This is a genomic window from Microbacterium sp. BLY (genome assembly GCF_017939615.1).
Lineage (GTDB): Bacteria > Actinomycetota > Actinomycetes > Actinomycetales > Microbacteriaceae > Microbacterium.
Genome location: NZ_JAGKSR010000001.1, coordinates 2,481,382 through 2,501,096 on the forward strand (window position 1 = coordinate 2,481,382; position 19,715 = coordinate 2,501,096).

Below are 19,715 nucleotides of genomic sequence, written 5' to 3' on the forward strand. Positions count from 1 at the left end.
GGGCGTCACGAAACTCACGCCGGCGTCCGCTCGACCCAGGTCGGGTACTTCGCCGCACGGCCGTCTCCGGACGAGGTTTTCGTCACACGACGACGCACCCACGGCCCGACGAACTCCCGGTAGTAAGCGAGACCCGCGGGGCCGGCGGTCCACCGATCGACCGGCGCCCACCAGCTCTCCGGAGGCTCGAAACCGAGGCCGTGGAGCACCCGCGCCGCCACACGATGGTGGCCGGCTGCGTTCATGTGCAGGCGGTCCTCCGACCAATAGGCCGGCTGCGACAGCTCCTTGTCCGGCCAGTTGAGGGCGCGGATCACGTCGGGCCGGTCCTCGATCCGCCGCAGGACCGCCTCGGAGAGCAGGTCGCCACGGCGCTGCACGAGAGAGCCCATCGGGAGCTGCCCGCTGGGGTTGGCGCCGGAGAGCAGGATCATCGTCACGCCCTCCTCGTCGCACCGTCGCAGCACCCGGCTGAACGCATCAGCGATGTGCTCCACGTCGGTCCGCGGCCGCAGCATGTCGTTGCCGCCACCGTTGAACGACAGGTGCGTCGGACGCAGAGCGAGCGCAGGCTCGAGCTGCTCCTCGACGATCGGCCAGGCCAGCTTCCCCCGGATCGCCAGGTTCGCGTACTGGATGGGGTGCCCGGCGGCATCCGCCCACCCCTGCGCGGCGATGTCGGCCCAACCGCGCTCGCGCCCATCGGGGAGCACATCGCCCACGCCTTCGGTGAAGGAGTCGCCTATCGCGACGAAACGTACATCAGCCACGCGCCCAGCCTATTCCCGGACCGGGACGTCACCGATCGTCCAGCGCCACTCCGCTCCGGTCGGCGAGTCCCCAGGCCGCCGCCGCAGCGACGAGGAAGCAGGCCGCGAACATGACGAACAGCAGGGGCGCGCCGCCGGCCCCGAGGAGGACGGGAACGGCGAGGGGCGCCACGATGGAGGCGATGCGGCCCACCCCGGCGGCCCAGCCGGCCCCGGTGCCGCGCAGCGAGGTCGGATAGATCTCGGGCGTCACGGCGTAGAGCGCGCCCCAGGCACCGAGCGTGAAGAACGACAGGGCCATGCCCGCCCCGATGATCATCGGCACGGTCGTGGCGGTGCCGAAGACGACGGCCGAGGCGGTCGCCCCCAGCAGGAAGACCGACAGCGTGATGCGGCGTCCCCACACCTCGATGAGCCAGGCCGCCACGGCATAGCCCGGAAGCTGCGCGAGCGTGATGATGAGGGTGAAGCCGAACGAGCGGACGAGGTCGAATCCGGCATCCACGAGAATGCTGGGGATCCAGATGAACGCCCCGTAGTACGCGAAGTTCACGGCCAGCCACACGAGCCACAGGCACGCCGTCCGCACGCGGAACTCGGCATTCCAGAGGGTCGCGAGCCGGGCCCGTGCCGTCATCGCGATCGCCCGCGACGCCGGCTCCTTCCGGATGGGCGGGGTGTGCGCGACACCGGCGTCGGCCTCGAACGCCGCCGCGATGCGATCGGCCTCCGCGATGCGTCCGCGCGACGCCAGCCAGCGCGGTGATTCGGGCAGACCCCACCGCACGACGAGCGCATAGACGGCGGGGACCGCGCCCAGCGCGAAGGCCCACCGCCACCCTGACTCGGACGCGGGGATGACGAAGAACCCGATGAGCGCGGAGGCCGTCCAGCCGACGGCCCAGAACGCTTCGAGGATGACGATCAGCCGCCCGCGGATGCGTGCAGGGGCGAACTCGCTCACGTAGGTCGACGCCACGGGCAGTTCCGCGCCGAGCCCGAGGCCGACGAAGAAGCGCAGCACGAGCAGGGCCGCCACTGATCCGACGAGCGCGCTCGCTCCCGTTGCGATGCCGTAGACGAGAAGCGTGAGAGCGAACACCTGGCGACGACCGAAGCGGTCAGCGAGGAGACCGCCGAGGGTCGCGCCGACCGCCATACCGACGAAGCCGAGCGACGCGATCCAGCCGGCTTCGCTCTTGGTGAGATCCCACTGCTGCGTGAGCGCCGCGATGATGAACGAGATGAGTCCGACGTCCATCGCGTCGAGCGCCCAGCCGACGCCGGAACCCGTGAGCAGGCGCAGGTGCCGGCGGGTGAACGGGAGGACGTCGAGGCGCTCGGCGAGCGACGTGCGGCTCGGCAGGGCGGTATCGGCCATGACTCTCATCGTAGGGCCGCCCGTCCCGCCGAGCCGCGAGATGACGCCTGCTCAGTCGCGGTCGGCGAGGAGCTTCCGCACCCGAGGGATCACCTCGGTGCCGTACAGCTCGATGCTGCGCATCATCGACTCGTGCGAGAGGGTGCCCGTCGCGTACTTCAGGTCGAAGCGGCCGAGGCCCAGGGTCGTGATCGTGTCGGCGATCTTCGCCGCGACACGCTCCGGCGACCCGGCGTAGAGAGAGCCCTCGGGGCCGATGTCGTTCTGGAACCGCGCGCGGCTGTAGGGCGGCCAGCCGCGCTCCCGACCGATGGTGTTGTTCATCGCCTCGAAGCCCGGGTAGGCCTCGTCCCAGGCCTCCGCGTCGGTGGGGGCGATATGGCCGGGCGAGTGCACGGCCACGGGATGGGCGGTGGTTCCGAAGGAGGCGACCGAGCGGTGGTAGAGGTCGACGAACGGCTTGAATCGCCCGGCCGGGCCGCCGATGATCGCCAGCATCAGCCCCAGCCCATGACGCGCGACCCGCACGACGGACTCAGGGCTGCCGCCCACGCCGACCCACGTTCGCAATCCCGTCTCCGTCTTGGGGAAGACGTCCGCGTTCTCGAGCGAGGGGCGCAGAGAGCCGGACCAGGTCACGGGCTCCTCCTTGAGGAGTTCGACGAACAGCTCGAGCTTCTCCTCGAACAGCCGGTCGTAATCGCGCAGGTCGTAGCCGAACAGCGGGAAGGACTCGATGAACGAACCGCGCCCGAGCACCACCTCCGCCCGCCCGCCGGACAGGGCGTCGAGGGTCGAGAAGCGCTCGAACACGCGCACCGGGTCGTCCGAGGACAGGACGGTCACGGCGGTTCCCAGCCGGATCCGCTCGGTGCGGGCGGCGATGGCCGCGAGCACCATCTCCGGGGACGACACCGCGAACTCGCGCCGGTGGTGCTCCCCCACCCCGAAGAAGTCCACGCCGACCGTGTCGGCCAGCTCCGCCTGTGCCACGACGTTCCGGATCGTCTGCGCACCGCTGAGCAGCTCGCCGTCCTGATCCCGGGTGATGTCGCCGAACGTGTCCAGCCCGAACTCGATGTCCATGTCACACCTTCCTATTCAGGTGAATGGAACACGCGGAGGCAGGTGGGCATTCCCGTCACCGAGGGAGCAGCGCGCTCCGCAGCGTGTCCAGCCCGACACCGCCCAGATCGAGGGCCCGCTTGTGGAAGCCCTTGAAGCTGAACGCGTCGCCCTCCGCCTGCTGGACGGCATCGCGCACCTGCTCCCAGATGCGCTGACCGACCTTGTACGACGGCGCCTGACCCGGCCAGCCGAGGTACCGGTTGACCTCGAACTGCACGAACTGGTCCGACATGTTGACGTTGCGACGGAGGAAGTCGAGCGCGTAGTCGGCATCCCAGACGCCGTCACCGTCGAGACGGGGCTTGCCGAGGTGCACGCCGATGTCGAGGACCACGCGCGCCGCCCGCATTCGCTGCCCGTCCAGCATGCCGAGGCGATCCGCCGGGTCATCGAGGTAACCGAGCTGCTCCATCAGCCGCTCCGCATACAGCGCCCAGCCCTCCGCGTGCCCCGACGTGCCGGCGAGCAGCCGCCGCCAGGAGTTGAGCTCGGCGCGGTTGTAGACGGCCTGGGCGATCTGGAGATGATGCCCCGGCACACCCTCGTGGTACACGGTGGTGAGTTCGCGCCACGTGTCGAACTCGGTGACGCCCTCGGGGACCGACCACCACATGCGACCGGGGCGGGAGAAGTCGTCGGTGGGACCGGTGTAGTAGATCCCGCCCTCCTGCGTCGGCGCGATCATGCACTCCAGGGTGCGGATGGCCTCGGGGATGTCGAAGTGCGAGGCGCCCAGCTCGGCGACCGCGCGGTCGCTGGTCTCCTGCATCCACTGCTGGAGCGCGTCCGTGCCGACGAGCTTGCGCGCGGGGTCGGATTCCAGGTGCGCGACGGCCTCCTCCACGGAGGCGCCGGGGAGGATCTCGTTCGCGATCGCCGTCTGCTCGGCCACCATGCGGGCGAGCTCTTCGCGACCCCACTCGTAGGTCTCGTCGAGGTCGATGGTCGCGCCGAGGAACCGGCGGGAGTTCAGAGCGTAGAGCTCGCGACCGACGGCGTCGTTCTCTCCGGCCTCGGGGGCCAGTTCCTCGGCCAGGAACCGGCGCAGCTCACCGTAGGCGACCCGGGCGGCCGCGGAGTTGTCGGCCAGGGCACGCGCGAGAGACGCGGGCAGCTGCCCTTCCTCCGGGTCCGCATGGGCGACGAACGCCGCGAAGAAGCCGTCGTCGGCGATGTAGCGGTCGATCTGTGTCGCGACCTCCGCAACCTGGCGTCGTGCGGGCGTGACGCCCTCGGCGATGCCCAGACGGAGCGTCTCGATGTACCCCCGCAGCGCGGCGGGAACCGCGGAGAGTCGCGTGGAGATGACCTCCCAGTCCTCGACCGTGGCGGAGGGCATCAGGTCGAACGCGGAGCGCACGTCCTGTGCGGCGGATGCGATGACGTTCAGATCGCGCAGGTGCCACTTCGCCTCGTGCAGCTCGAGGTCGAGGCGCAGTTCGGCGCTGAGGTCGGTCTTGGTGACCTCGTCGATCGCATCGACGGGCTCCAGCGCGGAGAGCTTGTCGAGCGTGGCCCGGGTCGCCGCGGCGATCTCCTCATGACCTTCCGGGCTCAGATCGCCGAACCGGTCGTTGACCTCGGAGCGGCCGATGTAGGTGCCGAGAGTCGGCGCCAGGACAGCGATCGTGTCGACCCATTCATCGGCGACCGTGTCGATGGCAGAAGGGGTGCGGGGTGCTGAAGTCATACCTTCCAGCCTAATCCCCGCCCCCGTCGGCCACTGGGATCAGTGCGCTGCTTCGTTCCAGTCCCGACCGCGGCCCACCTGCACATCGAGCGGCACGGAGAGCTGGGCGGCGTCGCCCATGCGCGTGCGGACGATCTGCTCCACCGCATCCCACTCCCCTGCCGCGACCTCGACGACGAGTTCGTCGTGGATCTGCAGCAGCACCCGTGACTCCAGCTTCGCGGCGTGGAGATCGTCGTGGATGTGGAAGAGCGCGATCTTCATGATGTCGGCCGCGCTGCCCTGGATCGGAGCGTTGAGGGCCGCGCGCTCGGCGTTCTCACGCAGCACACGGTTCGGGCTCGCGAGGTCGGGGAACGGCCGTCGGCGCCCGAAGATCGTCTCGGTGTAGCCGACCTCCTTGGCCTTCATCACGGAGGCCCGCAGGTAGTCACGGACCGCGCCGAACCGTGCGAAGTACTCGACCATGAGCTGCTTCGCCTCGGACTGCTCGATGCGCAGCTGCTTGGAGAGTCCGAACGCGGAGAGGCCGTAGACGAGGCCGTACGACATCGCCTTCACCTTGGTGCGCATCGCCGGCGTGACCTCGGAGGGATCGACGCCGAACACGCGGGCGCCGACGAAACGGTGCAGGTCTTCGCCGCTGTTGAAGGCTTCGATGAGCCCCTCGTCGCCCGAGAGGTGCGCCATGATCCGCATCTCGATCTGCGAGTAGTCGGCGGTGAGCAGCGTCTCGTACCCCTCGCCGACCTGGAAGGCGCTGCGGATGCGCCGTGACTCCTCGGTGCGGACCGGGATGTTCTGCAGGTTCGGGTCGGTGCTGGACAGACGTCCGGTCTGGCTGCCGGTCTGCACGTACGTCGTGTGGACGCGGTGGTCGGCACCGATCGCGGTGTCGAGCGACTCGATGATCTGCCGCAGCTTCGTCGCCTCGCGGTGCTGCAACAGCAGGCTGAGGAATGGGTGCGGGTGGGACTCCTGCAGGTCCGCGAGCACCGCCGCATCGGTCGAGTACCCGGTCTTCGTCTTGCGCGTCTTCGGGAGCTGCAGATCTTCGAACAGCACCTCCTGGAGCTGCTTGGGCGACCCGAGGTTGAACTCGCGACCGACGACCGAGAACGCCTCCTGGGCCAGGGCGTCCGCCCGCGTCGCCAGTTCACCGGAGAACGTCGAGAGCACCTCGTGCGACACGGCGACGCCAGCGAGCTCCATGTCGGCGAGCGTGCGGAGCGTCGGCAGCTCGATGTCGCGGAGCACGGCGTCGACCGGTTCCGGCAGGTCGTTCCGCAGCGCCTCGGCCACACGGAGGATGAACCACGCCTCCTGCGACGGGGTGGCGCCCTCGGTCTCGGGCACGAGCTGAGACGGATCGGCTTCGGGGAGCTTCTCCCCCAGGTAGCGCTGGACGAGGTCGGACAGCGTCTTGTCGGGGAAGCTGGGGCGGAGCAGCCAGCCCGCGAGGCTCGTGTCGTAGGCGAGCCCGCCCAGACGGATGCCCTGACGGAGCAGCGCCTTCACCTGTGGCTTGGCGTCGTGCAGCACCTTGGGCGCGTCGGACTCCAGCCACGTGCGCAGCGCCGCAGCGGCCTCGTCCGACCAGTCGAGCTCGCTCAGCTCGGTGCCCGTGGCGGCGCCGATGCGCACGGGTGCTCCGGACTGCACGACGACCCGCAGGGCGACGTCTCCGTCCTGCGCCGTGGCCCAGGCGGCGAGATCGGGGGCGGGCACCTCGGCCGGCGTGGGCATCTCGACGACGGACGCCGGGTCGTCGGCCACCTCGCCCGCGCCGACGGCCTCGAAGACCCGCGGCAGCAGCGTGCGGAACTCCAGCCGGGCGAAGATGTCGCGGACGGCCTCGGCGTCGATCGGTGCGACCGCGAGGTCGGCGGGCGACACCGGCAGCTCGACATCGGTGAGAAGACGGTTGAGCTTGCGGTTGCGCCGGACGTCCTCGATGTGGTCGCGGAGGTTGCCGCCGACCACGCCCTTGATCTCGCCCGCGCGCTCGAGCAGCTCGTCGAGGGACCCGAACTGGGTGAGCCACTTGACGGCCGTCTTCTCCCCCACCTTCGGCACGCCGGGGAGGTTGTCGCTGGTCTCGCCGACGAGGGCGGCGATGTCGGGATACTGCTCGGGGCGGACGCCGTACCGCTCCTGCACGGTCGTCGGGTCGTAGCGCTTGAGCTGCGAGACACCCTGCACGGACGGATACAGCAGCGTGACGTCGTCGGTGACGAGCTGGATGGTGTCGCGGTCTCCCGACACCACGAGAACGTCGTAGCCCTGGGCCGCCCCCTGGGTGGAGAGGGTGGCGAGGATGTCGTCGGCCTCGATGCCCTCCTGCGTCAGCACCGGGATCGACATCGCGGCGAGGCAGTCCTGCAGCAGCGGGATCTGGCCCTTGAACTCCTGCGGCGTCTCCGACCGGGTCGCCTTGTACTCGGGGTACTCGTCGGTGCGGAACGAGTGCCGCGACGTGTCGAAAGCGATGGCCATGTGGGTCGGCTGCTCGGCCTTGATGAGGTTGACCAGCATGGACAGGAACCCGTAGATGGCGTTCGTGTGCTGGTTGTCCTTGGTGGTGAAGTTGTCGACCGGGAGAGCGAAGAAGGCCCGGTAGGCGAGCGAGTGGCCGTCGACGACCATGAGGGTAGGCTTTGCGGAGTCCGTCACCCTGTCAGCCTAACGAGGAGCACGGACACCCGCAGAGGAGGATGCATGAGCGAGGTCGCCACCAGCGAAGGACTCGAGTGGGCCGCCGCCCGCGGCATGGGAGCCCTGGCCGAGAAGATGGGCATGGAGTTCATCGAGTTCGGCGTGGACCGGTGCGTGGCGACCATGCCGGTCGAGGGCAACACCCAGCCGGTCGGCCTCATGCACGGCGGTGCGTACGTCGTCCTCGGAGAGTCACTCGGGTCCATGGCGGCCAATCTGCATGCGGGAGCGGGCCGCCTCGCGGTCGGCGTCGACATCAACGCCACCCACACCCGCTCGGCCACCTCGGGCATCGTGACCGGCGTCTGCACGCCCGTCCATCTGGGCCGCAGCATCACGGTGCACGAGATCGTCGTCACCGACGATCAGGGACGCCGCTGCTCGACCATCCGGATCACCAACATGATCAAGGACGCTCCCGCCGAGCGCTGAGCGGCTCCTCCAGCAGCAGCTGGAACAGGATGTGGTCCTGCCACTCGCCGGCGATCCGCAGATACTTCGGCGCGACCCCGATCCGCTCGAAGCCGTTCGCAGTGAGGACCCGCTGCGACGCCATGTTGTGCAGCAGGGTCGATGCCTGCAGCCGGTGGAGCCGCAGCTCGTCCCTGGCATGGGTCGCGACCAGCGCGACCGCGCGGCGGGCCAGACCCCGGCGCAGCCGGGAGGCGTCGATCCAGTACCCGAGATCCGCACTCCAGAACGCGCCGCGAACGATCGTGTTGAGGTTCATACGACCGCGGATCTCTCCGTCGTCGGACAGGATCACGAATCGGAGACTGCGACCGAGCGCGGCCTCGGCGACGCACTGCTGCGCGTTCTGTTCCTGCCACTCCTCCGAGAAGAAGGCCTCGGTGCGCGTCGGCTCCCACGGGGCCAGATGCTCCCTGTTGGCGCGGTAGGCGCGCGCCAAGGCGGCGCCGTCACCGGAGCGGACAGGGCGCAACACGTGCTCGGCATCGACCCGGAGCACCGGAGGCGTCCTACTTCTTGGGCGCGAGCTGCTCGATGATCGCCTTGGCGACGTCCTGCATCGTCAGGCGACGGTCCATCGACGCCTTCTGGATCCAGCGGAAAGCCTCGGGCTCGCTCAGGCCCATCTTCTCGTTCAGCAGCCCCTTGGCGCGATCGACCAGCTTGCGGGTCTCGAAGCGCTCGACCATGTCGGCGACCTCGGCCTCGAGCGTGATGATCTGCTCGTGACGGGCCAGCGCGATCTCGATCGCCGGGAGGAGGTCGTTCGGGGTGAAGGGCTTCACCACGTACGCCAGGGCCCCGGCCTCGCTCGCACGCTCGACGAGCTCCTTCTGGCTGAAGGCCGTGAGCAGCACGACCGGTGCGATGTTGCCCTTGTGCAGCTTCTCGGCGGCGCTGATGCCGTCGAGCTGGGGCATCTTCACGTCCATGATGACGAGGTCGGGACGCAGCTCGGTCGCGAGGGCCACCGCCGTCTCACCGTCGCCGGCCTCACCGACGACATCGAAGCCGTTGTCGCGGAGGATCTCGACGATGTCGAGACGGATCAGCGACTCGTCTTCGGCGACGACGACGCGTCGGGGTGCGGATGCCGTGGGCTGCTCAGCCTGTTCTTGCTCGGTCACCCCTCCATCCTAACGGAGACGTCCGCTCCCCCGGCTGAAGAGCGCGGGCGCGCGAGGAACCCTCCCTCGTCTGCGCTACAGTCGAAGTCGCGAGACACGGGCCGGCGTGGCGGAATGGCAGACGCGGAGCACTCAAAATGCTTTGTCCGAGAGGGCGTGTGGGTTCGAGTCCCACCGCCGGCACCACGATCTCGCGCCTCTGACCCCTCACTCGGCGAGGGCGGCCAGCTCGGCGAGAACCCGCGGGTGGGCGAGGATACGGAAGTGCCCGCCCGTCTCCAGCACGACGTTCTTGGCCCCCGGCAGTTCGCTGCCCTCGGGGATGTGCGGATCGAAAGCGGCGTAGATCGAGACGATGCGCGCGTTCACGGCGAGTTCGCGATTCAAGGCCACGATCGAGGGATCGTCCGGCGAGAACGCCCGCAGCACCCGGCCGGGCAGCAGCCGCGCGTACCGGGAGCCGCCGAACGGCGTGGCGATGGCGAGCATGCCGCGGATCCGCCCTCCCTCCGGGCCGGTCATCACGAGCTTCCCGGCGAGGCCCCCCTTGCTGTGCGCGACGAGGATGACGCCGGAGAGGTCGTGCGCGCGCAGGTAGTCGGCCACCTGATCTGCTTCGTCCTGCACCGGGAACCGGTTGCGGCGCAGTGCGTCCACGACGTGCACGGGGTGGCCCCGGTCGTGCAGCGCCACGATGAGCGGCTCCAGGAAGCGCCAGGTCTCGTAGACGCCGGCGAGGACGACGATCGGGGCGCGCGCTCCGGTGGCGAAGTCGTCGGCCTGATCCCGGCCGAAGAACGCGCGGACCTGCCAGAACCCCGCATACGCGTAGTCCGCGACCCACCAGCCCAGCCTCCTCAGGACGCCGATGGTGTCCTCCCCCGCCGGGCGGACGCGGTGGGCACCACGGTCGGCCATGCTCCCGCCGTGTGGGCGAGGATCGCCGATGCCACGGCACGCGGTGCGGACTGCTGCGCGACGTGGTGATGCCCGGGGATCTCCACCAGTCGGGACATGGCCGCCGCGTCGCGCAGACGACGGCACCATGCGCGTCCGGCGATCGGATCCTCGCTCCCCCGCACGACCAGGACCGGCATCGTGAGTGCCGCGATCCGTCCCTCCAACGGGTAGGCCAGCATGTGCCGTGCCTGGCGCAGGTACCACCGCACGCCGCACCGGAGGTAGTCGGTGAAGACGACCGTGTTGATCGAGGGTGTCTCACCCAGGGTGTCGAGCGCGAGCGCCCGCGCCTGTGCGCCGAGCGACCGGTGCTCGTCGTCGACGACGGGTCCGATCGGGACGACCGCACGGACATACTCGGGATGCCGCAGCGCCGTCTCGGCGGCCCACTGCACCCCCATCGAATGGCCGACCAGCACGACCCGATCGTCGTCGAGACTCGCGATGGCCTGTGCGAGACCCGCCGCCATCTGCGGGATGGAGACGTCGAAACGCGGCTTGGGCAGGCCGCCGAAGCCGGGGAGGTCGACGGAGACCACGCGGGTCGTGGCCGCGAGCACGTCGTGCAGGCGCGACAGGTACCGGTGGGACATCCCGATGCCGTGCACGAGCACCACGGTCGGGGCGTGGCTGTCGGCGGGCCGCGGACTCTCCAGGATGCGGAACGTCAGCCCGGAGGTGACGAGGAGGCGACGGAGGACCATGGCAGCACGCTAACCGAGGTCGCCGTCACGGCCGAGAGGCTTGACGACCCGCCCCGGAGATGACAGAGAGGGGCGGGGCCGAAGCCCCGCCCCTCTCGGAACGTCCTGCGTCAGACGCCGGCCTTGTAGATCGGTGCCGCGCCACGGAGCGCATCGCCGACCTTGTGCACGCGCAGGTCGTTCGTGGAACCGATGATCCCGGGAGGGGACCCGGAGATGACGACGACCTTGTCCCCCTCGACGGCGAGGCCGTTCTCGAGGAGGTACTCGTCCACCTGGTGGTACATGAGGTCGGTGTGCTGCACCATGTCGACGAGCGTGGAGCGCAGGCCCCAGGTCAGCGCCATGCGGCGACGGATCCCCGGCTCCGGCGTGAAGGCCAGCATCGGGATGCGAGAACGCAGGCGCGACAGGCGGCGCGCCGAGTCACCGGACTGCGTGAACACGCAGAGGAACTTGGCGTCGACGAACTCCGCGACCTCGAGCGCGGCGAGGGTGATCGCCCCGCCCTGGGTGCGGGGCTTCGTCGTGAGCGGCAGGATGCGCTCCAGGCCGTGCTCCTCGGTCGACTCGATGATCCGGGCCATCGTCTCGACGACGACGACCGGGTAGTCGCCCACGCTGGTCTCGCCCGAGAGCATGACCGCGTCGGCGCCGTCGAGGACGGCGTTGGCGACGTCGGAGGTCTCGGCGCGGGTCGGCACCGGGCTGTTGATCATCGACTCGAGCATCTGCGTCGCCACGATGACCGGCTTGGCGTTGCGACGGGCCAGCTCGACGGCACGCTTCTGCACGATCGGGACGGCCTCGAGGGGCAGCTCCACGCCGAGGTCGCCACGGGCGACCATGATGCCGTCGAACGCGTCGACGATCTCCTCCAGCGCGTCCACCGCCTGCGGCTTCTCGATCTTGGCGATGACGGGGACGCGGACGCCCTCCTCCGCCATGATCTCGTGCACGCGGGTCACGTCCGAGGCGTTGCGCACGAACGAGAGCGCGATGAGGTCGGCTCCGGTCCGCAGGCCCCAGCGCAGGTCGTCCTCGTCCTTCTCGCTGAGCGCGGGGACGTTCACGGCGACACCGGGGAGGTTGATGCCCTTGTTGTTCGAGACGGCACCGGCCACGACGACGCGGGTGGTGACGGTCACGCCGTCCGTCTCGACGACCTCGACCCGGACCTTGCCGTCGTCGATCAGCAGGAAGTCGCCGGGCTTGACGTCCTGGGGAAGGCCCTTGAATGTGGTGCCGCAGATCTCCCTGTTGCCGATGATGTCCTCGGTGGTGATCTTGAAGATGTCGCCCTTGGCGAGCTCGTAGGGCCCGTCCTCGAATCGGCCGAGACGGATCTTCGGGCCCTGGAGGTCGACGAGGATCGCGACCGCACGGCCGGAGTCCTCCGCCGCACGACGGACGTTCGCGTAGTTGTTCTCGTGCACGGAGTAGTCGCCGTGGCTGAGGTTCAGTCGAGCGACGTCCACACCCGCATCGATCAGTGCGCGCACCGTCTCATACGTGGAAGTGGCGGGGCCCAGGGTGGCGACGATTTTCGCGCGTCTCAACATGTCTCCAGGGTAGAAGTGGGGGATTACGAACAGGCGACACTGCCGGCCTCAGCCTACGCGGGCTGGAGGCCGATCGCGACATCGCTCGGGCGCACCGGCTCCGGCAGCACGGTGGTGCCCATGAGGAAGCGGTCGACGTTCGCCGCCGCCGCACGGCCTTCCGCGATGGCCCAGACGATGAGGGACTGACCGCGCCCCGCGTCACCCGCCACGAACACGCCGGGGATCGACGACTCGTAGCTCGCGGCCCGGCGGAAGGCGCCGCGGTCGGTCACCTCCGGTCGGGTGTCCTCGGTGTAGCCGTCCTGCTCCGGCCCGGTGAAGCCCATCGCGATGAGCACCAGGTCAGCCGGGATCTCCCGCTCCGTGCCGCTCTTGGGCACGCGGCGACCGTCGATGTACTCGGTCTCGGCGACGCGCAGCGCGCGCACCTCGCCGACGTCGTTCGACAGGAACTCCACGGTGGAGGCGAGGAAGACCCGCTCCCCGCCTTCCTCATGCGCCGAGGCGACCTCGAAGATCGTCGGCATCATGGGCCACGGCTGGTGGTCCGGGCGCGTCTCGCTCGGCTGCTTGCCGATCGCGAGGTTCGTCACGCTGAGCGCTCCCTGCCGATGCGCGGTGCCGATGCAGTCGGCGCCGGTGTCGCCGCCGCCGATGACGATGACGTGCTTGCCCTCGGCGGTGATCTGGTCGGGCACGGTGTCGCCGGCGACCGCGTGGTTCGACTCCACGAGGTACTCCATCGCGAAGTGGACGCCGTCGAGGTCGCGACCAGGGATCGGCAGGTCGCGCGGAACGGTGGCACCGGTCGCGATCACGACCGCGTCGTACCGGGCGCGCAGGTCGGCCCAGGAGATGTCCTTGCCGATCTCGACACCGGCGCGGAAGCGCGTGCCCTCCTCCTGCATCTGCCGCAGCCGGGCTTCGAGCTGCGTCTTCTCCATCTTGAAGTCCGGGATGCCGTAGCGCAGCAGGCCGCCGATGCGGTCGTCCCGCTCGAAGACGGCGACGGTGTGACCGGCGCGGGTGAGCTGCTGGGCGGCCGCGAGGCCGGCGGGGCCCGAGCCCACGACCGCCACGGTCTTGCCCGTCAGCCGCTCCGGCGGCTCCGGCTCGACCCAGCCCTTGGCGAAGGCCTCATCGATGATGGAGACCTCGATCTGCTTGATCGTGACGGCCGGCTGGTTGATGCCGAGCACGCAGGAACTCTCGCACGGGGCCGGGCAGAGGCGGCCGGTGAACTCCGGGAAGTTGTTCGTCGCGTGCAAGCGCTCGATCGCCGCGCGACCCTCGCCGCGCCACGTGAGGTCGTTCCATTCCGGGATGAGGTTGCCGAGCGGGCAGCCGGAGTGGCAGAACGGGACCCCGCAGTCCATGCAGCGGCTGGCCTGGCGGCGCAGCACTGCCTTGTCGCCGGGCTCGTACACCTCTTTCCAGTCCATGATGCGCACGGGCACCGGACGGCGAGCGGGAAGCTCCCGCTCGGTCACCTTCAGAAAGCCTTTGGGATCAGCCACCGGTCACCTCCAGGATGCGGTTCCAGACGATGTCGCCGTCGGGGTCGATCCCCTCGGCCAGAGCCTCCTCGCGCATGCTCCGCACGGCGGCGAAGTCACGCGGGAGCACCTTCACGAACTCCGCAGCACGGGCGTCGAAGTCCTCCAGCAGGGCGGCTGCGCGCGGCGACGCCGTGCGCTCCTCGTGTTCGACGAGCAGACCCCGCAGGACCTCCAGGTCGGCACGGTCCAGCGGCTCCAGACGGAGCTCGCCGCTGCCCAGCGACTGCGCGTTGACCTTGGCGGTGTCCAGAGCGTGCACGTAGGCCACTCCTCCGGACATCCCCGCGCCGAAGTTCCTGCCCGTCGGTCCGAGAATCACGGCCAGGCCGCCGGTCATGTACTCGAGCGCGTGGTCGCCCACGCCCTCGACGACCGCGGTCGCTCCGGAGTTCCGGACGAGGAAGCGCTCGCCCACCACGCCGGAGATGAACATCGTGCCCGAGGTCGCGCCGTAGCCGATGACGTTGCCGGCGATGACGTTCTCGTGCGGCGCGATCCGCGAGCCGCGCGGCGGCCGGATCGTGATGTCGCCGCCGGAGAGGCCCTTGCCCACGTAGTCGTTCGCGTCGCCCTCCAGCCGCAGGATGATGCCCGGCGGCAGGAACGCGCCGAGCGACTGCCCCGCGGTCCCGGTGAGGGTGACGTCGATCGTCCCCGGCGGAAGTCCGGTGGCACCGTGCCGCGAGGTCACCTGGTGTCCGAGCATCGTGCCGACCGCGCGCTCCGTGTTCGCGATCGGGAGCTCCACCACGACCGGTTCGCCGTTGAGCAGCGCCGCCTTCGCGATGTCGATGAGCTTCACGTCGAAGTGCTTGTCGAGCTCGTGGTCCTGGGCGCGGCCGCTGCGACGCGGTTCGCCGGCAGGGAACGCAGGGCCCTCCAGCACCGGACTGAGGTCGAGGCCCTCGGCCTTCCAGTGCGCGATGGCCGCGTTCGTCTCCAGGAGCTCCGTGCGGCCGACGATCTCATCGATCGACCGGTACCCCAGCTCCGCGAGGAGCTCGCGCACCTCCTCCGCGATGAACTCCATGAAGTTCACGACGAACTCGGGCTTGCCGGTGAAGCGGTCACGAAGCACGGGGTTCTGCGTCGCGACGCCCACGGGGCAGGTGTCGAGGTGGCAGACGCGCATCATGATGCAACCGCTGACGACGAGCGGGGCGGTCGCGAAGCCGAACTCCTCCGCTCCGAGCAAGGCGCCGATGATGACGTCCCGCCCGGTCTTCAGCTGACCGTCGACCTGGACGACGACACGGTCGCGCATGCCGTTGAGCATGAGGGTCTGCTGCGTCTCGGCGAGGCCGAGCTCCCACGGGGTTCCGGCGTGCTTCAAGGAGTTGAGCGGGCTCGCACCCGTGCCGCCGTCGTGACCGGACACGAGGATCACGTCGCTGAGCGCTTTGGCGACGCCGGCCGAGACCGCGCCGATGCCGGACTGGCTGACGAGCTTCGTGTGGATCCGCGCCTCGGGGTTCGCCCGCTTCAGATCGAAGATGAGCTGCTTGAGGTCCTCGATCGAGTAGATGTCGTGATGCGGCGGCGGCGAGATGAGCCCGACGCCGGCTGTGGCGTGCCGCGTGCGCGCCACCCACGGGTAGACCTTCGTCGGCGGCAGCTGGCCCCCCTCGCCGGGCTTGGCGCCCTGCGCGAGCTTGATCTGGATGTCGTCGGCCTCGGTGAGGTAGAGGCTCGTGACACCGAACCGACCGGAGGCCACCTGCTTGATGGCGCTGCGCCGCTCGGGATCGACGAGACGGTCGGGGTCTTCCCCGCCCTCTCCGGTGTTCGACTTGCCGCCGATCCGGTTCATCGCGATCGCGAGGGTCTCGTGCGCCTCCTTCGAGATCGAGCCGTAGCTCATCGCCCCGGTGGAGAAGCGCTTGACGATCGCCGAGACGGGCTCGACCTCGTCCAGCGGCACGGGCTTGCGTGTGCCGGTCCGCAGCGAGAAGAGACCGCGGAGCGTCTTCAGCTCGGCCGCCTGGTCGTCGACGAGCTTCGTGTACTCACGGAAGATGTCGTAACGGCGCGTGCGCGTGGAGTGCTGCAGCTTGAACACCGTCTCCGGGTTGAAGAGGTGCGGAGAGCCGTCGCGACGCCACTGGTACTCACCGCCGGTCCACAGACGCTCGTGGGCGCGGGCCGCGGCATCCTCCGGGTACGCGTAGTCGTGGCGAGCCTGGTTCTCGGCGAAGATCTCCTCGATCCCGATGCCGCCGAGCTTCGACTCGGTGCGCGTGAAGTAGGCGTCGATGAACTCCTGGCTGAGGCCGACCGCCTCGAACACCTGCGCGCCCGCGTAGGACGACACCGTGGAGATGCCCATCTTCGACATGATCTTCAGCACGCCCTTGCCGAGCGCGTAGATGAGGTTCCTGACCGCCTTCTCCGGCGAGATCCCCGTGATGTAGCCGGTGCGCACGAGGTGCTCGACCGTCTCCATGGCCAGGTAGGGGTTGATCGCGGAGGCGCCATACCCGATCAGCGTCGCGACGTGGTGCACCTCGCGCACGTCCCCGGCCTCGACGATCAGACCGACCTTCATCCGGTTCTCGCGGCGGATCAGGTGGTGGTGGATGGCCGACACCATGAGCAGCGACGGGATCGGGACGAGGTCCTTGTTGGAGTCGCGGTCCGACAGGATGATGAACTCGGCGCCGTCCTCGATCGCCTGATCGACCTCGGCACACATCTCGGTGAGTCGCTCCGCGAGCGTGTGGGGGCCGGCGTCGAAGTGGTACAGGCCGCGGATCGTGGCGCTCGACCGGCCGGGCAGGGCCTTGTCGATGTGCCGGATCTTCGCCAGCTCGTCGTTGTCGATGACCGGGAAGTCGAGCGACACCGTCCGGGTGTGCTCCGGACCCCACGTCAGGAGATTGACCTCCGGGCCGAGCCCGAGCTTGAGGCTCGTGACGACCTCTTCCCGGATCGAGTCGAGCGGCGGGTTGGTCACCTGCGCGAACTGCTGCGTGAAGTAGTCGAACAGCAGCCGTGGGCGCTTGCTGAGCACGGCGATCGGCGTGTCCGACCCCATGGCGCCCAGCGGCTCGACGCCCGTCTGGCCCATGGGGGTGAGGAGGATGCGGACCTCCTCCTCGGTGTAGCCGAAGGTGCGCTGGCGCCGTGTGATGGAGGCCGGAGGGTGCACGATGTGCTCGCGCTCCGGAAGATCCGCCAGGCGTACCGAACCTGCGTCGAGCCACTCCTGCCACGGGTGCATCGTGGCGAGGTCGTGCTTGATCTCGCGGTCCTCGACGATCCGACGCTGCGCGGTGTCGACGAGGAACATCTTGCCCGGCTGCAGGCGGCCGCGACGCTTGATGCGCTCGGGCTCGAAGTGCAGGACACCGGTCTCGGAGCCGATGACGACGAGGCCGTCGGTGGTCTCCGTCCAGCGTCCGGGGCGCAGGCCGTTGCGGTCGAGGGTCGCGCCGACGAGCGTGCCGTCGGTGAAGATGAGGGCGGCCGGGCCGTCCCACGGCTCCATCTGGTTGGAGTGGTACTCGTAGAACGCGCGCAGCTCCGGCGAGATGTCCGCCTGCTTCTCGTACGCCTCCGGCACCATCATCATGATCGCGTGCGGCAGGCTGCGGCCGGTGAGGGTGAGCAGCTCGAGCACCTCGTCGAACGAGGCGGAGTCGCTGGCGCCGTCGGTGCAGATGGGGAGCAGCGGCGAGATGTCGCCGAGCAGCTCCGACTCGAGCTGCGACTGACGGGCGCGCATCCAGTTGCGGTTGCCGCCGACCGTGTTGATCTCGCCGTTGTGCGCGAGCATGCGCAGCGGCTGCGCGAGCGGCCACGACGGGAAGGTGTTGGTCGAGTAGCGCGAGTGCACGACCGCGAGCTCGGAGGCGAAGCGCTCGTCCTGCAGATCGGGGTAGAACGGCTCGAGCTGGAGCGTGGTGACCATGCCCTTGTAGCCGAGCGTGCGGCTGGACAGGGAGACGAAATAGGCGCCGAGCTCATGGCCCGCACGCTTGCGCAGACGGTAGGCGACGCGGTCGAGCGCGATGCCCGTGAGCGGTGCGTCGGCGAGAGTCGCCCCGCCGGCGCTGACGAAGAGCTGCTCGAAGGCGGGGCGGGCCTCATCGGCGAGCTTGCCGAGGTTCTCGTTGGCCGTGGGGACCTCGCGCCAGCCGAGGACGCGGAGCCCCTCCGCGCGGGCGATCTTCTCGATCCCGGCCTTCTGCTGGCGCCGCTCGCTCGAATCGCGAGGCAGGAAGGCCAGCCCGGCCGCGTACTCCCCCACGGGCGGCAGTTCGAAGCCGGTGACCGCGCGGAGGAAGGCGTCCGGCATCTGGGTGAGGATGCCGGCTCCGTCCCCGGTGCCCGCGTCGGACCCGATGGCCCCGCGGTGCTCCAGGTTGCGCAGGGCCTCGAGGGCCAGCGCGATGATGTCGTGCCCGGCTTCGCCGCGCAGCGTTGCGACCATGGCCAGGCCGCAGGCGTCCTTCTCGAACGCCGGGTTGTACATGCCCTGCTTCGGGGGGTATGCGCCGGAGGCGCCGTAAGGGGGCTGGAAGTACACCAGTTACCGTCCTCAGATCTTCAGTGAAACCCGGGGACGTCGTCGGCCCGCTCGTTCAGTGCAATGGTTCTCCCGCCGCGAGGCGGCGTTTATCGGGAGCCGTCCCCGCTCGAGGGAGCAGCGCTTGTGGCAGTGGCTCCGGCGGCGACTTCTTCGGCCGGAGGCTCGCTCACGTCCACGAAATCAGAGGGATTGTCCTGCGATTGTACATCAGCGTCCAGGTCCTTCCGTCCGCGGCCCGGCCGGTACGGCGAGGGCTCGAGGCCGGGGTGACGACGGGTCTGCACCACGAGGATGACCAGTCCCACCACCACGCCGATGATCGCGGCCCAGACGTTGCTACGCAGACCGAGGATGATCTCGCTCGGGTCGATGCGGATCGACTCCCACAGGATGCGACCGGCGCTGTACCAGATGAGGTAGATCGCGAAGAGGCGTCCCCACTGGAAGAACAGCTTGCGGCCGAGCCAGAGCAGGACGAGGACGCCGAGCCCGTTCCAGATGACCTCGTAGAGGAAGGTCGGGTGGAAGAGCGTCCCCTCGGGGAGGCCGGGAGGGAAGGCCGAGTTGGTCGACTCGATCTCCAGTCCCCAGGGCAACGTCGTCGGCAGACCGTAGAGCTCGTGGTTGAACCAGTTGCCGAACCGGCCCATCGCCTGCGCGAGCAGCAGCCCGGGGGCGAGGGCGTCGGCGAACGTCCAGAACCGGATACCGGTCCACCGGCAGCCGAGGTACGCGCCCACGGCGCCGCCGATAAGGGCGCCGAAGATGGCGATGCCACCCTCCCAGATCGCCCAGACCGAGCCCGGCTCGAACGGGTTCCAGGTGTTCTTCCCCTCCCCGAAGTAGAAGTTCGGGTGGGTGAGCACGTGGAAGATGCGCGCGCCGATGATCGCGAGCGGCACCGCGAGGATCGAGATGTCGATGACCACCCACGGCTCCGCGCCCCGCTTGGTGAGGCGGTGGTTGGTCATCAGCGCCGCGGCGATGATGCCGGCGATGATGCAGAGAGCGTAGAAGTGGATCCGGAGCGGACCGAGGTCGATGTACGACACGGGCGGGCTCGGGATGCTGGCGAGCACGCCGGCGGCGGTGCTGTGGAGCGCGGAGGACATGA

General features: G+C 69.4%; 14 protein-coding genes and 1 tRNA gene. 2 read left to right on the top strand and 13 right to left on the bottom strand.

Annotated features, from left to right (window positions below):
- Positions 1-14: 14 nt before the first annotated feature.
- The 5 genes from KAF39_RS12180 to polA are packed head-to-tail and all read right to left on the bottom strand — an operon-like array spanning position 15 to position 7,642.
- Positions 15-770 (bottom strand): SGNH/GDSL hydrolase family protein, encoded by a 756-nt coding sequence (locus tag KAF39_RS12180; RefSeq protein ID WP_210677492.1) that lies wholly within the window; start codon positions 768-770, stop codon positions 15-17.
- Between the two features lie 28 nt (positions 771-798).
- A complete protein-coding gene (locus KAF39_RS12185) occupies positions 799-2,151 on the bottom strand; it encodes an MFS transporter (protein WP_210677493.1) in 1,353 nt (450 codons plus the stop codon).
- Between the two features lie 51 nt (positions 2,152-2,202).
- The gene (locus tag KAF39_RS12190; protein WP_210677494.1) at positions 2,203-3,237 is read right to left on the bottom strand and encodes an LLM class flavin-dependent oxidoreductase; all 1,035 of its coding nucleotides are present in this window, start codon (positions 3,235-3,237) and stop codon (positions 2,203-2,205) included.
- Positions 3,238-3,292: 55 nt separating this feature from the next.
- Entirely contained in the window at positions 3,293-4,969 is a 1,677-nt protein-coding gene (locus tag KAF39_RS12195) for a DUF885 domain-containing protein (RefSeq protein ID WP_210677495.1), read from the bottom strand.
- 39 nt (positions 4,970-5,008) lie between these two features.
- Entirely contained in the window at positions 5,009-7,642 is a 2,634-nt protein-coding gene (gene polA / locus KAF39_RS12200) for a DNA polymerase I (protein ID WP_210677496.1), read from the bottom strand.
- Between the two features lie 45 nt (positions 7,643-7,687).
- Between polA and KAF39_RS12205 the strand changes: the two genes are divergently transcribed.
- Positions 7,688-8,116 (top strand): hotdog fold thioesterase, encoded by a 429-nt coding sequence (locus KAF39_RS12205; RefSeq protein ID WP_210677497.1) that lies wholly within the window; start codon positions 7,688-7,690, stop codon positions 8,114-8,116.
- Here KAF39_RS12205 and KAF39_RS12210 read toward each other — a convergent pair.
- Both KAF39_RS12210 and KAF39_RS12215 read right to left on the bottom strand, forming a co-directional pair.
- A complete protein-coding gene (locus tag KAF39_RS12210) occupies positions 8,091-8,654 on the bottom strand; it encodes a GNAT family N-acetyltransferase (protein ID WP_210677498.1) in 564 nt (187 codons plus the stop codon). The two genes, KAF39_RS12205 and KAF39_RS12210, sit on opposite strands and share 26 nt — an antisense overlap.
- 10 nt (positions 8,655-8,664) lie before the next feature.
- Positions 8,665-9,282 (bottom strand): ANTAR domain-containing response regulator, encoded by a 618-nt coding sequence (locus KAF39_RS12215; RefSeq protein WP_025103469.1) that lies wholly within the window; start codon positions 9,280-9,282, stop codon positions 8,665-8,667.
- A 100-nt stretch (positions 9,283-9,382) separates the two neighbouring features.
- Here KAF39_RS12215 and KAF39_RS12220 point away from each other — a divergent pair.
- Positions 9,383-9,468 (top strand) — tRNA-Leu (locus KAF39_RS12220).
- A 21-nt stretch (positions 9,469-9,489) separates the two neighbouring features.
- Here KAF39_RS12220 and KAF39_RS12225 read toward each other — a convergent pair.
- The 6 genes from KAF39_RS12225 to lgt all read right to left on the bottom strand — a co-directional run bounded on the left by KAF39_RS12225 (position 9,490) and on the right by lgt (position 19,713).
- Positions 9,490-10,200, bottom strand: a complete 711-nt coding sequence (locus tag KAF39_RS12225) for a triacylglycerol lipase (protein ID WP_210677499.1) — start codon at positions 10,198-10,200, stop codon at positions 9,490-9,492.
- The gene (locus KAF39_RS12230) at positions 10,140-10,946 is read right to left on the bottom strand and encodes an alpha/beta fold hydrolase (RefSeq protein WP_210677500.1); all 807 of its coding nucleotides are present in this window, start codon (positions 10,944-10,946) and stop codon (positions 10,140-10,142) included. The genes KAF39_RS12225 and KAF39_RS12230 overlap by 61 nt, the downstream gene beginning before the upstream one ends.
- A gap of 110 nt (positions 10,947-11,056) precedes the next feature.
- Complete coding sequence (pyk, locus tag KAF39_RS12235) at positions 11,057-12,505, bottom strand: pyruvate kinase (protein WP_210678050.1); 1,449 nt, start codon at positions 12,503-12,505, stop codon at positions 11,057-11,059.
- Between the two features lie 56 nt (positions 12,506-12,561).
- Positions 12,562-14,028 (bottom strand): glutamate synthase subunit beta, encoded by a 1,467-nt coding sequence (locus KAF39_RS12240; RefSeq protein ID WP_210677501.1) that lies wholly within the window; start codon positions 14,026-14,028, stop codon positions 12,562-12,564.
- Positions 14,021-18,544, bottom strand: coding sequence for a glutamate synthase large subunit (gltB, locus tag KAF39_RS12245; RefSeq protein ID WP_210678051.1), 4,524 nt, complete (start codon positions 18,542-18,544; stop codon positions 14,021-14,023). Before gltB ends, KAF39_RS12240 begins: the two co-directional genes overlap by 8 nt.
- A 143-nt stretch (positions 18,545-18,687) precedes the next feature.
- On the bottom strand, positions 18,688-19,713 hold the full coding sequence (lgt, locus tag KAF39_RS12250) for a prolipoprotein diacylglyceryl transferase (protein WP_210677502.1): 1,026 nt from the start codon (positions 19,711-19,713) through the stop codon (positions 18,688-18,690).
- Positions 19,714-19,715 lie beyond the last annotated feature (2 nt).

Bases quoted from the DNA above. Each gene is read 5' to 3' on its own strand.
- KAF39_RS12195 (WP_210677495.1), bottom strand. From the start codon at position 4,969: ATGACTTCAGCACCCCGCACCCCTTCTGCCATCGACACGGTCGCCGAT.
- KAF39_RS12225 (WP_210677499.1), bottom strand. From the start codon at position 10,200: ATGGCCGACCGTGGTGCCCACCGCGTCCGCCCGGCGGGGGAGGACACC.
- KAF39_RS12230 (WP_210677500.1), bottom strand. From the start codon at position 10,946: ATGGTCCTCCGTCGCCTCCTCGTCACCTCCGGGCTGACGTTCCGCATC.
- KAF39_RS12205 (WP_210677497.1), top strand. From the start codon at position 7,688: ATGAGCGAGGTCGCCACCAGCGAAGGACTCGAGTGGGCCGCCGCCCGC.
- KAF39_RS12190 (WP_210677494.1), bottom strand. From the start codon at position 3,237: ATGGACATCGAGTTCGGGCTGGACACGTTCGGCGACATCACCCGGGAT.
- KAF39_RS12185 (WP_210677493.1), bottom strand. From the start codon at position 2,151: ATGGCCGATACCGCCCTGCCGAGCCGCACGTCGCTCGCCGAGCGCCTC.
- lgt (WP_210677502.1), bottom strand. From the start codon at position 19,713: ATGTCCTCCGCGCTCCACAGCACCGCCGCCGGCGTGCTCGCCAGCATC.
- gltB (WP_210678051.1), bottom strand. From the start codon at position 18,544: ATGTACAACCCGGCGTTCGAGAAGGACGCCTGCGGCCTGGCCATGGTC.